The sequence below is a fragment of the Microbacterium rhizosphaerae genome (assembly GCF_034120055.1).
GTDB classification, from domain to species: Bacteria; Actinomycetota; Actinomycetes; order Actinomycetales; family Microbacteriaceae; genus Microbacterium; species Microbacterium rhizosphaerae.
In genome coordinates this window covers 3,090,224-3,104,519 of record NZ_CP139368.1, presented here as the reverse complement: position 1 = coordinate 3,104,519, position 14,296 = coordinate 3,090,224, and the positions used below count along the sequence as shown (strand labels likewise).

Annotated in this window: 11 protein-coding genes and 1 tRNA gene; 11 read left to right on the top strand and 1 reads right to left on the bottom strand. The window is 70.7% G+C overall.

All coding sequences use genetic code 11. The features are described from left to right. Positions 1-2 precede the first annotated feature (2 nt). The 11 genes from SM116_RS14095 (at position 3) to SM116_RS14045 (ending at position 13,752) form a co-directional block, all read left to right on the top strand. Positions 3-1,166: a DNA polymerase III subunit delta' gene (locus tag SM116_RS14095; RefSeq protein ID WP_320941602.1), complete on the top strand. Its 1,164-nt coding sequence runs from the start codon at positions 3-5 to the stop codon at positions 1,164-1,166. Next, positions 1,163-2,716 (top strand): alpha/beta hydrolase, encoded by a 1,554-nt coding sequence (locus SM116_RS14090; protein WP_320941601.1) that lies wholly within the window; start codon positions 1,163-1,165, stop codon positions 2,714-2,716. The genes SM116_RS14095 and SM116_RS14090 overlap by 4 nt, the downstream gene beginning before the upstream one ends. Before the next feature lie 75 nt (positions 2,717-2,791). Then, positions 2,792-2,867: transfer RNA gene (locus SM116_RS14085), tRNA-Thr, on the top strand. Positions 2,868-3,167: 300 nt separating this feature from the next. Further along, positions 3,168-3,767, top strand: a complete 600-nt coding sequence (locus SM116_RS14080; RefSeq protein ID WP_320941600.1) for a biotin transporter BioY — start codon at positions 3,168-3,170, stop codon at positions 3,765-3,767. Next, on the top strand, positions 3,764-4,609 hold the full coding sequence (locus SM116_RS14075) for an urea amidolyase associated protein UAAP1 (protein WP_320941599.1): 846 nt from the start codon (positions 3,764-3,766) through the stop codon (positions 4,607-4,609). The genes SM116_RS14080 and SM116_RS14075 overlap by 4 nt, the downstream gene beginning before the upstream one ends. Further along, positions 4,603-5,334: an urea amidolyase associated protein UAAP2 gene (locus tag SM116_RS14070; RefSeq protein WP_320941598.1), complete on the top strand. Its 732-nt coding sequence runs from the start codon at positions 4,603-4,605 to the stop codon at positions 5,332-5,334. Before SM116_RS14075 ends, SM116_RS14070 begins: the two co-directional genes overlap by 7 nt. Continuing rightward, on the top strand, positions 5,331-8,927 hold the full coding sequence (gene uca, locus SM116_RS14065; RefSeq protein ID WP_320941597.1) for an urea carboxylase: 3,597 nt from the start codon (positions 5,331-5,333) through the stop codon (positions 8,925-8,927). Before SM116_RS14070 ends, uca begins: the two co-directional genes overlap by 4 nt. Continuing rightward, positions 8,924-10,600 carry an allophanate hydrolase gene (locus SM116_RS14060; protein WP_320941596.1) on the top strand — a complete coding sequence of 559 codons (1,677 nt, stop codon included), beginning with the start codon at positions 8,924-8,926 and terminating at the stop codon, positions 10,598-10,600. The genes uca and SM116_RS14060 overlap by 4 nt, the downstream gene beginning before the upstream one ends. A gap of 55 nt (positions 10,601-10,655) precedes the next feature. Next, complete coding sequence (locus SM116_RS14055) at positions 10,656-11,306, top strand: TetR/AcrR family transcriptional regulator (RefSeq protein WP_320941595.1); 651 nt, start codon at positions 10,656-10,658, stop codon at positions 11,304-11,306. Positions 11,307-11,461: 155 nt separating this feature from the next. Continuing rightward, positions 11,462-13,039 carry an APC family permease gene (locus SM116_RS14050; RefSeq protein ID WP_320941594.1) on the top strand — a complete coding sequence of 526 codons (1,578 nt, stop codon included), beginning with the start codon at positions 11,462-11,464 and terminating at the stop codon, positions 13,037-13,039. 128 nt (positions 13,040-13,167) lie between these two features. Beyond that, the gene (locus tag SM116_RS14045) at positions 13,168-13,752 is read left to right on the top strand and encodes an isochorismatase family protein (protein WP_320941593.1); all 585 of its coding nucleotides are present in this window, start codon (positions 13,168-13,170) and stop codon (positions 13,750-13,752) included. Here SM116_RS14045 and SM116_RS14040 read toward each other — a convergent pair. Further along, positions 13,730-14,161, bottom strand: a complete 432-nt coding sequence (locus tag SM116_RS14040; protein ID WP_320941592.1) for an SRPBCC family protein — start codon at positions 14,159-14,161, stop codon at positions 13,730-13,732. The two genes, SM116_RS14045 and SM116_RS14040, sit on opposite strands and share 23 nt — an antisense overlap. Positions 14,162-14,296: the final 135 nt, after the last annotated feature.

Below are 14,296 nucleotides of genomic sequence, written 5' to 3'. Positions count from 1 at the left end.
GCATGGATGCCACGGCCCCCGCGACCGCGCTCTCCGCCCTGCCGTGGGGTGAGGTGTGGGGGCAGGATGAGGCTGTCGCCCAGCTGTCGGCCGCCGCATCCGATCCCGCGAACCTCGCCCATGCCTGGCTCATCACCGGGCCGCCCGGATCCGGTCGTTCCACGCTCGCGCACGCGTTCGCGGCCGCCCTCATCGCCGAGGAGGGCGACGAGCGGGCGATGCACCAGGTGCTCTCGGGCACGCATCCCGACATCACGGCGTTGCGCACCGAGGGTGTCATCATCTCGATCAAGGATGCGCGCGCCCTCGTCGAGCGCTCGTACTTCGCGCCGTCCCTGGGCCGCTACCGCGTCATCGTGATGGAGGACGCCGACCGCATGACGGAGCGCACCTCCAACGTCCTCCTGAAGGCCCTGGAAGAGCCGCCCGAGCGCACGGTGTGGGTGCTCTGCGCGCCGAGCGACGCCGACCTGCTGCCGACGATCCGCTCGCGCGTGCGCACGCTGCGCCTGCGCGAGCCCGAGGTCGCCGACGTCGCAGCCCTCATCGTCCAGCGCACGGGAGCAGACCCGGCTGTCGCCGAGCAGTCGGCCCGTCACGCGCAGCGGCACATCGGCATGGCCCAGCGGCTGGCGACGGATGCCGCCGCCCGCGACCGGCGTGATCTGACGCTGCGCGGCGTCCTGCGCGTGCGCGGGGTGGGCGACGCGGTCGACGTGGCCGGCGAGATCGCCAAGGCCGCCAAGGACGACGCGGACGCCCTGACGCTCGAGCGCAACGAGCAAGAGCGTGCGGAGCTGCTGCGCATGGTCGGCGTCGCCGAGGGCGCGGCCGTGCCGCCCGCGGTCCGCTCGCAGCTGAACGCCCTCGAGGAGGAGCAGAAGCGTCGGGCGACCCGGAGTCTCCGCGACGGCATCGACAGGGTGCTGACCGACCTGCAGTCGATGTTCCGAGACGTGGTGGTGCTGCAGTACGGCCGTCATGACCTGGTGAACTCGGAGCTCGCACCCGAGCTCGAGACGCTCGCCGGATCGTGGAGCCCCCAGCGCACCCTGATCGTGCTCGACAAGATCGCGCTGACCCGCCGCAACCTCGAGCAGAACGTCGCCCCCGCCCTTGCCCTGGAGAGTCTGCTCGTGACCGTCGCGAGCGGGAGGACGCTGTGAGAACACGAACCCGAGTGCTGGCCGTCATCGCCGGACTGGCCGCCGCATCCATCGCCCTCTCGGGATGTCTGTACTCGATGATCCCGCCGGAGACGACTCCGACGAAGGGCGTGACCGCGTCGCCCGACACGTCGGGGGTCTCGGACGATCTGCTCCCGTACTACGGGCAGCACGTCGAGTGGACGTCGTGCGGGCAGGGCTTCGAATGCGCGGACATCAAAGTCCCGCTCGACTGGGAGAACCCGTCGAAGGCCGACCTGAAGATCGCGGTCATCCGTCACCTCGCGCCGAGCTCGTCCCGCATCGGATCGCTCGTGACCAATCCGGGCGGTCCGGGCGAGAGCGGCGTGCAGTTCGTACGCGACGGGATGAGCACCGCCGTCGACAAGACGGTGGAGAACGCGTACGACGTGATCGGGTTCGACCCGCGGGGCGTCGGCGCATCGACGTCGGTCGTCTGCCTCGACGCGAAGGACATGGACTCGTATCTGTTCGACATCCCGAGCGGAACGCGCGGGAGCGCCGCATGGGACGCGCAGCTGAAGGAGAACAACACGAGGTTCGCCGAGTCCTGCGACCAGAACAGCAAGGGGATCCTGCAGTACATCACCACCGAGAACGCCGCGCGCGACATGGATGTGCTGCGCGCAGTCCTGGGCGAGTCCAAGCTCGACTACCTCGGCTACTCGTACGGCACGATGCTCGGCGCGACCTACGCGAACCTCTACCCGGAGCGGGTCGGGCGATTCGTGCTCGACGGCGCAGTCGATCCGTCGGTGTCATCGCTGCAGTCCGGCGTCACACAGGGTATCGGCTTCGAGTCGGCGCTGCGCGCGTACATGGCGGACTGCCTCAAGAAGAGCGGGTGCCCCTTCCGCGGCACGGTCGACGATGCGATGGCCGATCTCGGAACCCTGCTCGCGAGTGTGGATGCCAAGCCCCTCAAGAACGATGACGGACGCTACCTCGGCGCCGACTCGCTCATGACCGGGATCGTCGCGGCCCTGTATTCGCAGGACAGCTGGAAGTACCTCACCGAAGCGCTCAAGGACGTGCTCGCGGGCGACCCGAACGTCGCCTTCCAGCTCGCCGACTTCTATTACAACCGGACTCCCGAAGGCAAGTACACCGACAACCTCTTCGAGGCGTTCAACACGTACCAGTGCATGGACTACCCGAACGACGCGACACAGGCCGAGAAGGATGCCGCGCAGGCCGAGCTGAAGGCGAAGGCGCCGACGATCGCGCCCTATTGGTCGAACCCCGATGTCAGCATCTGCGACAGCTGGCCCTACCCCGCCACGGGCAAGCCCGGGAAGATCGCGGCGAACGGGGCCGCCCCGATCGTCGTCATCGGCACGACCAACGACCCGGCCACGCCCTATTCGTGGGCGGTCTCCTTGGCCGATCAGCTGTCGTCGGGTGTGCTTGTGACGCGTGTCGGCGAGGGCCACACCGGATACAACAAGGGCAACGTGTGCGTCGACACCGCGATCGATGCATACCTCATCAAGGGGACGGTGCCGAAGGACGGACTGCACTGCGGCTGACGAGCCCGGCTCGGTTTCGTGTCGGCGCCGCCGCCGTGTAAACTCGTTACTCGTGCCTCGCAGGGCGAAGCACACGCCGCTTTAGCTCAGTCGGCAGAGCGATTCACTCGTAATGAATAGGTCTGGGGTTCGATTCCCCAAAGCGGCTCCACTATCCCCATGCTCGTTCGACGGCGTCGGAGCGCGTCCGAGCTCGCTCACCTGGCCAGAGCACGGCGACCCGACGAGCTGCGCTTCTCGCATTCACGGTGCGCAGGCGAGCGCACCTCGCACGCGACGGCGATGCCCCAGACCCGCCTGAGGCGTGCGACTGACACGTCCTCATGCCTCCGATCGGAGGTGAAGGAGGTGTTACACGCGCGAAACGTGACGACAACCGACTCGACACGCGTCCTGGCCAAGCTTTCCTATACCTGTCGCTCGACAGGTATCCGGAGCAGGGGAGCAGGCCATGTCCACCGTCCACGTCTCGCGCCGCACGGCGCCCCTCATCGACCTCGTCGTCCCGCGCTCTCTCCTCGCCGACGTCGTTCTCGTCGGCGGGGGAGCGCTGCTGACCGCGCTCGCCGCACAGATCGTCGTCCCGCTGCAGCCCGTGCCGTTCACGCTGCAGACCTTCAGCGTCCTGCTCGTCGGCGCGGCGCTCGGTTCGCTGCGCGGCGCGTTGTCGATGCTCGTCTACCTCGCCGCGGGAGTCATCGGACTCCCGGTCTTCGCATCCGCCTCGGGTGGTGCGCACGTCGTGTTCGGCGCGACCGGCGGCTATCTCGTCGGGTTCGTCCTCGCCGCCTGGATCGTCGGCTTCATCGCCGAACGCGGGGGCGGCCGCATCCTTCCGACCGTCGGCGCCCTGCTCGCCGGCTCAGCGACCGTCTACCTCGTCGGCGTCCCGTGGCTCGCCGTCGCGCTCGGGATGCCCCTCTCCGTCGCCGTCGGTGTCGGACTCGCACCGTTCCTCGTCGGTGACCTCATCAAGCTGGCTGCGGCCGCAATGCTGCTCCCCGGCGCCTGGGCGGTCATCGCCCGCCTCACGGGGAAGGCCGGACGATGAGCCTTGCGGCCGAGCACACGACCGACACCGTGGGCAACGCGCGCGCCGATGCGCGCGCGCAGGGGAGTCTCACGAGCGAGTGGATGCCGTACCTCCCCGCCTCCTCGTCGCCCTTCGTTCCGGACGGCGTCGACGCTGCGGAGCTGATCTGGGCGGAGACCGTCGCGCCGGGCGGCTACACCCACCGGGTCGTTGCCCGCGGCACCCGCATCCGCTTCGACGATCCGACGGGAGACGCGAACGCGCATGTGGTTCTGTTCAACGCGCTGGAGCCGTGGGAGCGGCTGAATGCCGCGGACACGGTGAAGATCCCGTGGCAGGCGTACCTCGGCGCCGGGCACCCGCTGCTCTCGGGCGACGGGCGCGCGCTCGCGACGATCATCGAGGACAACTCCGGCCGTCACGATGCGCTGTTCGGAACCTCGACGGATGCCGGCAACCTGGCGCGCTACGGCGATGCACGTCCGGAGGGACCGGCGCCCTCGGGGCGTGCCCTGTTCGTCAAGGCGGGCGCGAAGCACGGGCTCGCCTCGCGCGACCTGCCGCCGAGCATCTCGTTCTTCCAGGGTGTACGCGTCGGCCCCGACGGGGACGCGGCGTGGACGGGCTCGGCGGGCGCGGGCACCTCGGTGACCCTCGTCGCCGAGCTCCCGCTCATCCTGCTCGTCGCGAACGTCGCCCATCCGCTCGACCCGCGCGACGGCTACCTCGTCGGACCGCTGCGCGTGCACGCGTGGCGCGGCGAGCCGACGCGACCCGGCGATCCGCTCGTCGACGCGTCGCCGGAGTCGCGTCGCGTCTACCTCAACACCCTCGACTACGCGGAGGCTCGCGCATGCTGAACACCCTCGATCTCGACAGCACCGTGCCCGTCGGCGCGGTCGCCGCACCGGAATCCGTCCTGGACTGGGGCGCGAGCGCTGTCGCGGGCGATGTCGTCCTCGACGAGCGCGTGGCATCCAACGCGTCCTGGTCCGCGGTCGTCGCGGCCGGCCACGTCCTCACGATCGTTGATGTCGGCGGCAACCAGTCGGCGGACTTCCTCGCCTTCGACGCCCACGACACGACCCACCGATACAGCGCGCCGGACACGATCGCAGCGCAGCGGAACGCGTACCTGCGCACGGGATCGGTCCTGATGTCGAACGAGTCGCAGCCGCTCATGACGATCGTCGCCACCGACATCGACCGCCACGACACGATCGGCGGCGCCTGCTCGAAGGAGTCGAACACGCTGCGCTACGGGCACCACGTCGCCTTCCAGCACGCGTGCCGCGAGAACTTCCTCTCCGAGGGCGCCGCGCACGGGCTCGGCGCACGCGATCTGGTCTCGAACATCAACTGGTTCATGAACGTGCCGATCGAATCCGACGGTGCCTTGGGCATCGTCGACGGTATGAGCGGGCCGGGCAAGCGGGTCGCGCTTCGTGCCGAGCGCGACGTGCTGGTCCTGCTCTCGAACTGCCCGCAGATGAACAACCCGTGCAATGACTTCAACCCCACCCCGCTGCGCATGATCGTCGTCGACCCCGCGGGCCGCGACGCATTCGAGGAGGCCTCCCGGTGACATCCCTGTCGCTCGACACCCTGCTCGTCGCGAACCGCGGTGAGATCGCGCGGCGCATCATGCGGTCCGCCCGGGACCTCGGGATGCGGACCGTCGCGGTCTACTCCGATGCCGACCGCGCCGCTCCGCACGTGCGCGAGGCGGACACCGCCGTGCGCCTCGGACCCGCGGCCCCCAAGGAGTCGTACCTGCGTATCGACGCCGTGCTCGAGGCAGCACAGAGCACCGGCGCGGGGCTCATCCATCCTGGTTACGGATTCCTGTCCGAGAGCCTCGCGTTCTCGAGCGCGGTCGAGGAGACCGGCATCCGCTTCGTCGGTCCGTCCGCCGAGCACATCTCCAAGTTCGGCGAGAAGCACACGGCGCGCGAGCTCGCCCGGCTCGCGGGTGTGCCGCTCGTACAAGGGACAGACCTCCTCCCGGATGCCGACGCGGCGGTCGAGGCGGCGGAGCTCATCGGGCTGCCCGTCATGCTGAAGGCCACCGGCGGTGGCGGCGGCATCGGCATGCAGGCGTGCTTCACGCTCGACGAGGTCCGTGACGCGTACGCCCGCGTCGCCGCCCTCGCCGCATCGAACTTCGGCTCAACCGGCATCTTCCTCGAGCGCTTCGTGCGGCCCGCCCGACACGTCGAGGTGCAGGTGTTCGGCGATGGCGAAGGACGGGTCGCGGTGTTCGGCGACCGCGACTGCTCTCTGCAGCGGCGCAACCAGAAGGTCATCGAAGAGGCGCCGGCGCCGGCGCTCCCCACCCATGTGCGGGAGCTGCTGCATCGCTCCGCGCGAGAGCTCGCCGCATCCGTCTCGTATCGCAGCGCCGGCACCGTCGAGTTCGTGTACGACGCCGCCCGCGAGGAGGCCTCCTTCCTCGAGGTCAACACGCGCCTGCAGGTCGAGCACCCGGTGACGGAGGAGGCGTTCGGCGTCGATCTCGTCGCGATGATGCTGCGACTGGCCCGGGATGGCGCTGGAGCGCTCGACGACGTCTTCGAGCGTGAGTGGACGTCGCGCGGTGCGGCGGTCGAGGCGCGCGTGTACGCGGAGGATCCGGGCCGCGGGTCGCTGCCGTCGACGGGACTGGTGACGCGCGCTGTCTTTCCGGAGTCCCTGCCCGGCGTCCGCGTCGACGGCTGGATCGAGGACGGCACCGAGGTCACCGCATCCTACGATCCGATGCTCGCGAAGGTCATCGCGCATGCCGACGACCGCCCCGCCGCCCTCGCCCTCCTCGGCGAGGCTCTCGGCGCGAGCCGGGTGGACGGCATCGTCACGAACATCGGGATGCTGCGCGCCCTGACGTGCTCGCCCGACCTCGTCGCGGCCACCCACAGCACGTCGACGCTGGATGTCACGACCGACCCCGAGCCGCGCATCGACGTCGTGGCGCCGGGTGCGATGACGACCGTGCAGGACCTGCCCGGACGTGTCGGGTACTGGCAGATCGGCGTGCCTCCGAGCGGGCCGTTCGACCGCGTCTCGTTCGCGGAGGCCAACCTCGCCGTGGGCAACCCGGAGACGGCTCCGGGGCTCGAGATCATGCTCACGGGCCCGACGCTGACGTTCTCCGACGCGGCCGTCGTCGCTGTGACCGGCGCACCGGCCGTCGTCACCGTCGACGGCGAGCCCGTGCCGCAGTGGGAGCCGGTCGATGTCCCCTCCGGAGCGACCCTGGCGGTGGGTCCCCTGAACGGCCCCGGCCTGCGTGCGTACCTCGCGGTGCGCGGCGGCCTCGATGTGCCGACGTATCTCGGCAGCGCGTCGACGTTCACGCTCGGGGGCTTCGGCGGACACGGCGGACGGGCGCTCCTCGCGGGCGACGTGCTGCGGCCGGGGGCCGCGGCGTCGGGGCCCACCGCCCCGACCCCGCCCGAGCGGCGTCCCGCCTTCACCCACTCGTGGACGATCGGCGTGACCGAGGGACCGCACGGAGCACCCGAGTTCTTCACCGACGACGACCTCGACACGTTCTATCAGACGGAGTTCGAGGTGCACTTGAACTCTGCGCGGACCGGCGTGCGCCTCATGGGCCCGAAGCCGCGGTGGGCGCGGCAGGACGGCGGTGAGGCGGGGCTGCATCCGTCGAACATCCACGACACGGCGTACGCGGTGGGGGCGATCGACTTCACCGGTGACACGCCGATCATCCTCGGACCCGACGGGCCCTCGCTCGGCGGATTCGTGTGCCCCGCGGTCGTCACGAGCGACGAGCTCTTCAAGGTCGGCCAGCTGCGCCCGGGGGATCGGGTGCGGTTCGTTCCGGTCCGCGAGGCGGAGGCGCCGTCACTCGTCGCTCAGCGCACGTCGCCCACGCTCCTCACGAGCGGCGGCGATGGGGACGACGGCGTGTATGCGCGCCAGGAGGGGACGGATGCGGCGCCCAGCGTCACCTACCGCCGCGACGGCGACGCCAACGTGCTGGTCGAGTACGGCCCGATGCAGCTCGACCTGGCCCTGCGCATGCGCGTCCACGCGCTGCAGGAGACGCTCGCCGCGCACGCGCCGGACGGCGTGCTCGATGTGACTCCCGGCATCCGCTCGCTGCAGGTCCACACGGATCCGTCGGTGATGCCCGCATCCCGCATGGCGGCGCTGCTGCAGGAGCTCGAGGCGGAGGTCCCGCCCACGAGCGAGCTCGTCGTGCCCTCGCGCACGGTGCGCCTGCCCCTCAGCTGGGACGATCCGGCGACGCGGCTCGCGATCGAGCGCTACATGAACGGAGTGCGCAACGACGCTCCGTGGACGCCGTGGAACATCGAGTTCATCCGCCGCATCAACGGCCTCGACTCGGTCGACGACGTGTACCGCACCGTGTTCGACGCGAGCTACCTCGTGCTCGGCCTCGGGGACGTGTACCTCGGGGCGCCGGTCGCGACGCCGCTGGATCCCCGCCACCGCCTCGTGACGACGAAGTACAACCCCGCCCGCACGTGGACGGCGGAGAACTCCGTCGGAATCGGCGGCGCGTACATGTGCATCTACGGGATGGAGGGCCCGGGCGGCTACCAGTTCGTGGGACGTACGGTGCAGATCTGGAACAGGTTCCGCCGCGGCGGCCTGTTCACCGAGCACCCGTGGGCGCTGCGCTTCTTCGACCGCATCGAGTGGTACCCGGTCTCGGCCGAGGAGCTCCTCGAGCTGCGCGCCGAGACGGATGCCGGCCGCGGCGCGTTCGAGACGGCCGACGGTACGTTCTCCATCGCCGAGTACCGCCGGTTCCTGGATGCGAACGCGGACTCGATCGCCGAGTTCCGCGCGCGGCAGGCTGAGGCCTTCGCCGAGGAGCGCGAGCGCTGGCGTCTCGCGGGCGAGTTCGAGCGGGTGGATGCCCCGCCTGCTGCGCCGCAGACGGCGGACGCGACCCTTCCCGAGGGGGCGGAGCCGGTCTATGCGCCGTTCGCGTCGACGGTCTGGAAGCTCGCCGTCGAGGTCGGTGCGACGGTCGCCGCGGGCGACCCCATCCTGTCCGTGGAGGCGATGAAGATGGAGTCCAAGGTGACCGCGCCGCGCGGCGGCCGGATCGTCGAGCTGTATGCGGCACCGGGGGAGCAGGTCGCCCCCGGCCAGCTGCTCGCGGCGATCGGAGCGCACGCATGATCCGCCGGACCGCAGTGGATGCGGTGTCCCACGCGCTTGCACGTGTCGACGAGGTCGACCGCCCCGAGGTGTGGATCTCGCTGCGCGATCGCGGCGACCTGGGCGCCGAGGCCGAGCGCATCGACGCCCGCGTCGCCGCGGGAGAGAGCCTCCCCCTTGCGGGACTCACGGTCGCGGTGAAGGACAACATCGACGTCGCGGGCGTGGCGACGACCGCGGCATCGGCATCCTTCGCCTACGACCCGGACTCCGACGCGACGGCCGTCGCCCGTCTGCGGGCGGCCGGCGCGATCGTCGTGGGAAAGACGAACCTCGACCAGTTCGCGACCGGTCTCGTCGGCTCGCGGTCGCCGTTCGGCGCGGTCCGCAATGCGTGGGATCCGTCGCGGATCTCGGGCGGGTCGTCATCCGGATCCGCGGTCGCCGTGGCCCTCGGTCTCGTGGACCTCGCGCTCGGCACCGACACGGCGGGCTCGGGCCGCGTGCCGGCCGCACTCAACGGCATCTACGGCGTGAAGCCGACCAAGGGCATCGTGCCCACCACGGGCGTCGTCCCCGCGTGCCGCACGCAGGACGTCGTCACGGTGTTCGCCCGGGACCTCGCCCTGGCCCGTCGCGCGGTCGAGCTCATGAGCGGGCCGGACGGTCTCGACCCGCTCGCGCGGACGGATGCGGCGCACGCCGCGCTGCCCGCAGGGTCCACGATCGCCGTCCCCCTGCCGGAGCAGCTCGACGGCCTCGCAGCCGGGTGGGGCGAGGCTTTCGCCGCCGCGGTCGCGCGCGCAGAACGGGCGGGTTTCACCGTCGTCGAACGCGACATCGCCCCCCTCCTCGAGGCGGCGCGCCTGCTGTACGACGGCGCGTTCGTCGCCGAGCGGTACAGCGCTGTCGGCGCGCATATCGAGGCGAATCGCGCACTCATCGGCCGCGACCTCGACGCGACGGTCGCGGGCATCATCCTCGCCGGTGCCGAGCCGACCGCCCACGAGCTGTTCGACGACCTCGCGCACCTCGCCGAGCTGCGCCTGCGCGGTGCGGCGGAGCTCGACGGATGCGTCGCACTCCTCACGCCGACGACGACGTGGCATCCGACGCTCGCCGAGGTCGCGGCGGATCCTGTCGGAGCCAACTCGCGCATGGGCAGGTACACGAACTTCGCGAACCTGCTCGACTTCGCCGCTCTCGCCATCCCCGCGGGCTTCGTCGACGGGCTGCCGTTCGGCGTCATGCTGTCCGGACCCGCGTTCTCGGACAATGTGCTCGGCCAGATCGCGCAGCGCATGGCCGAGGCATCCCGCCGCATCTTCGTCGTCGGAGCGCACCTGGCGGGCCAGCCGCTCAACCGCGAACTCGTCGCGGCGGGCGCGTCGTTCGTCGCCGCGGCGCGGACCGCGCCCGAGTACGGCCTGTTCGCGCTGGCGACGACGCCCCCCAAGCCGGGGCTCGCGCATACGGGTGGCGGCGGTGCGTCCATCGCGGGCGAGGTGTGGGAACTCCCGGCTACCGGCTTCGCAGCCTTCGTCGACGCGGTGCCCGCACCCCTCGCCATCGGCTCCGTGCTCCTTGCGGACGGCACGCGGGTCGCCGGCTTCCTCGCGACCCCCGGCGCCCTCGCGGGTGCGCTCGACATCTCGGAGCTCGGCGGGTGGCGGGCGCATCTCGCCCTGGGCTGAGTCAGGAGCACGGGATCCTCTCACCACGGTCCGCGGAGCGTGCGAGGATGCCGTTATGGAGCCCGCGACCGTCCGCAGCAGAGCAGGTCGCCCCCGGGCGACCCGCGGCTCCACGGGCCGCGATCCCCGGGAGGAGATCCTGGATGCCGCGGCCGCGCTGTTCGTCGAGAACGGGTACGCCGCCACGACGACGCGCGCGATCGCGGAGCGCACCGGCATCCGTCAGGCCTCGCTGTACTACCACTTCGCCGGCAAGGAGGAGATCCTCGCCGCACTCCTGGAGCAGACGGTCCGGCCGAGCGTCGACGTGGCGCGATCGTTGCGTGCCGACGACCGGTTGAGCCCTGCCGCCGCGCTGCACCGCCTCGCCGTGTACGACGTCGAGGCGCTCGCCGCCGCGCCCCACAACGTGGGCACGCTGTACCTCTCGCCGGAAGCGCGGCACGAGCGGTTCGCCGGCTTCCGGGCGGCCCGCCGCGAACTCCGTGACGCCTACGGCGCGCTGGCGGAGGAGGCGCTCGCCGATGCGCTCCGGGGGACCTGGAGGGCGGACGAGCTCGGCGCCGTCATCATCCATCTCGTCGAGATCGCGATCACGCTGCGCAACGACGGCGATCCGGTGGATGCGGAGCACGTCGCCGATGCGTGCCTGCGCGTGTGCGGCCTCCACGAGGACGCGATCGCGGCCGCACGCGCTGCAGGCTGACGCCGCGCTCCCAATGTGCGAACCCTGTTACATCGCCGAAACGGACCGGCCACAGGGGGGCAATCGCGCACGAGCACACTCGGACGCACGATAACTATCATCCGACAGGTATCGGGCTCCATCGCCTGTCGGGTCGTCCTCCGAAAGGGTCCGACATGACATCCACCGCTCGGCGCCTCCAGACCGCCGGCTCCACCACGGCGGACAGCGGCTACACACAGGAGCTGCACAGGGGAGTGGGGTCGTTCTCCTCGTTCGCCGCCGGCTTCTCCTTCGTCTCCATCCTCACCACCGTGTTCCAGCTCTTCGCCCTCGGCTTCGGGCTCGGGGGAGCGGCGTTCTTCTGGACCTGGCCGGTCGTCTTCGCCGGCCAGCTCCTCGTCGCACTCAACTTCGCGCAGCTCGCCGCGCGCTGGCCGATCGCCGGCGCCATCTTCCAGTGGTCGAGCCGGCTCGCCGGGACGGTCCTCGGCTGGCTGACGGGATGGACGATGGTCATCGGCCAGGTGATCACCGTCGCCGTCGCCGCCATCGCCGTGCAGGTGGTGCTCCCGGCCATCTGGGACGGCTTCCAGATCGTCGGCGGCCCGGCGGCCGACCCGTCCGTCACGTCGCCTACGGGCGCCGCGAACGCCATCGTGCTGGGCCTCATCATGCTCGTCGTCACCACGACGGTGAACATCCTCAGCGTCAGGCTGATGGCGCGCATCACGTCGTTCGGCGTGGTCGTGGAGATCGTCGGCGCCGCCGTCCTGATCGTGCTCCTCTTCCTGCTGCCGCAGCGGGGACCGGCCGTGCTGTTCTCGAGCGTCGGACGCGTCGGTACCGAGCCGTACGTGTTCGCGTGGCTCGCATCCTCCCTCATGGCGGCGTACGTCCTCGTCGGCTTCGACTCCGCCGGCGAGCTCGCCGAGGAGACGCACAATCCGCGTCGCACGACCCCGCGCACCATCCTGCGTGCCCTCCTGTTCTCCGGCCTCGGGGGAGCTCTGCTCATTGTCGCGGCGATCCTCGCCGCGCCGAGCCTGACCGACGGCAACCTCTCCAGCTACGGCCTGTCGTACGTCATCACCGCGGTCCTCGGCGACACGGTGGGACGCCTCATCCTGTGCGCCGTCGCGGTCGCCGTCTTCGCCTGCACCCTCGCCGTGCAGACCGCCGGCGCGCGGATGATGTACTCGATGTCGCGTGAGCGCGCGTTCCCGTTCCACCGCTTCGTCGGACGCGTCTCGCCCCGCACCGGGACCCCCGTCGTCGCGTCGCTCGTCGTGGGCGTCGGGGCCGCCGCCGCGCTCCTCGTGAACCTCGGGCAGCCGGCGGTCTTCACAGCCCTGTCGAGCATCTGCATCGCGATGCTGTACATCGCCTACCTCGGTGTCACCGCACCGCTGCTGGTCACCCGCATCCGTCGCCGCCGCACCGGGGGACTGCCCGGCGGGGTCGACGAGGACGGCAAGCGGCTGTTCACCCTCGGACGCTGGGGGATCCCGCTCAACGTGATCGCAGTGGCGTTCCAGGTCGGGATGATCGTGAACCTCATGTGGCCTCGCCCCGAGATCTACGATCTCTCCGGGAAGAACATCCTCCTGCAGTGGAGCGCCCTCATCACGATCGGACTCACGCTCGCGATCGGCGGCGGCTACCTGTGGCTGCGGCACCGCTCGCACGGCCCGATCGTGCTCCCCCACCTTCCGGTCACCGCCGAGACCCCGATCATCGCCGTCGCCGACTGATCCGCCTCGCCTCGCGAAGGCAGGCGGCGGGCGGCGCGAATCGTCGCTCGCCGCCTCCTTCTTGCGCGCGGGACGGCGACGACGGACCGCAGGGCCCCGACCAGCCCAGTCGGGCCTACCCTCGAGATATGGGAAAGGCACTGTTCATCGTCGACGTGCAGAACGACTTCACGGAGGAGGGTGCGCTCGCGGTCGCCGGCGGTGATGCCGTCGCCGCCGGGATCTCACGTTTCCTCGGCGGCCATGCGGGCGACTACGACCTCATCGTCGCGTCCCGTGACTGGCACGACGCGACCAACGACAACGGCGGGCACTTCTCGGAGACGCCCGACTTCGTCGACTCGTGGCCGGTCCACTGCGTCGCCGGAACGGCGGGCGCCGAGTACGACCCGGAACTGGATGCGACCGCCGTCACCCATCACGTCAAGAAGGGTCAGGGCAAGCCGGCATACTCGCTCTTCGAGGGCGTGACGGATGACGGCGAGACCGTGGAGCAGCTCCTCGACGCGCACGGCATCGTGGACGTGGATGTCGCCGGCATCGCGACGGACTACTGCGTGCGCGCGTCGGCCCTGGACGCGATCTCGCACGGGAGGCACGTCCGCATCCTCACCGACCTCGTCGTCGGAGTCGCGGCCGAGTCCAGCGAGGCGGCCCTCGCCGAGCTCGCCCACGCCGGCGCGGAGCTCGTCAGCTCTCCAGGACCTGCTTGAGCGTCGCAAGCGACCCGACCTCGGACGCCATCGTCTTGCGGATGGTGCCTGACATGAGGCGCATGATCCCCGCGGGTTGAGCGTCCAGGGCGAATGTCACGCGAGAGCCGGAGCCGTCGGCACTGATCGCATACGTGCCCTTCGGATGAAGGGGACCGGCGATCACTTCGAACTGGATGCGGTCGGGCCGATCCGCGACCGTCACGCGGTAGTCGCCGGGGATGCTGCGCCCGCCGGGTCCGGCGAGCTCCTGAGCGTACTCGGCGCCCACGGCGCCGACGGTTCCCGCGCGCAGGGCGATCGACCGGATGCCCTGACGCCACGTCATCCCATTGAGGCCGTCGACGAGGTAGTCGTAGACGTCCTCGGGTGTTCGGTCGATCGTCACGGTGCTCTCGTCGTGCAGCATCAGGTTCCCCTTCGTCGGGTACTACGGGCGACGCACTCATTGTGCTCCTCGCCGCGGGGCCGCGGAACCTGAACGCGAGCGTCGGGAGCACCGAGAACCACCGACTAAGCTGAGGCTCGCCTAACCCCCGATCGG

Excerpts from the sequence above, each read along its gene's own strand:
- SM116_RS14095 (WP_320941602.1), top strand. The coding sequence starts at position 3 with ATGGATGCCACGGCCCCCGCGACCGCGCTCTCCGCCCTGCCGTGGGGT.
- SM116_RS14080 (WP_320941600.1), top strand. The coding sequence starts at position 3,168 with ATGTCCACCGTCCACGTCTCGCGCCGCACGGCGCCCCTCATCGACCTC.
- SM116_RS14075 (WP_320941599.1), top strand. The coding sequence starts at position 3,764 with ATGAGCCTTGCGGCCGAGCACACGACCGACACCGTGGGCAACGCGCGC.
- SM116_RS14070 (WP_320941598.1), top strand. The coding sequence starts at position 4,603 with ATGCTGAACACCCTCGATCTCGACAGCACCGTGCCCGTCGGCGCGGTC.
- SM116_RS14060 (WP_320941596.1), top strand. The coding sequence starts at position 8,924 with ATGATCCGCCGGACCGCAGTGGATGCGGTGTCCCACGCGCTTGCACGT.
- SM116_RS14055 (WP_320941595.1), top strand. The coding sequence starts at position 10,656 with ATGGAGCCCGCGACCGTCCGCAGCAGAGCAGGTCGCCCCCGGGCGACC.
- SM116_RS14050 (WP_320941594.1), top strand. The coding sequence starts at position 11,462 with ATGACATCCACCGCTCGGCGCCTCCAGACCGCCGGCTCCACCACGGCG.
- SM116_RS14045 (WP_320941593.1), top strand. The coding sequence starts at position 13,168 with ATGGGAAAGGCACTGTTCATCGTCGACGTGCAGAACGACTTCACGGAG.
- SM116_RS14040 (WP_320941592.1), bottom strand. The coding sequence starts at position 14,161 with ATGCTGCACGACGAGAGCACCGTGACGATCGACCGAACACCCGAGGAC.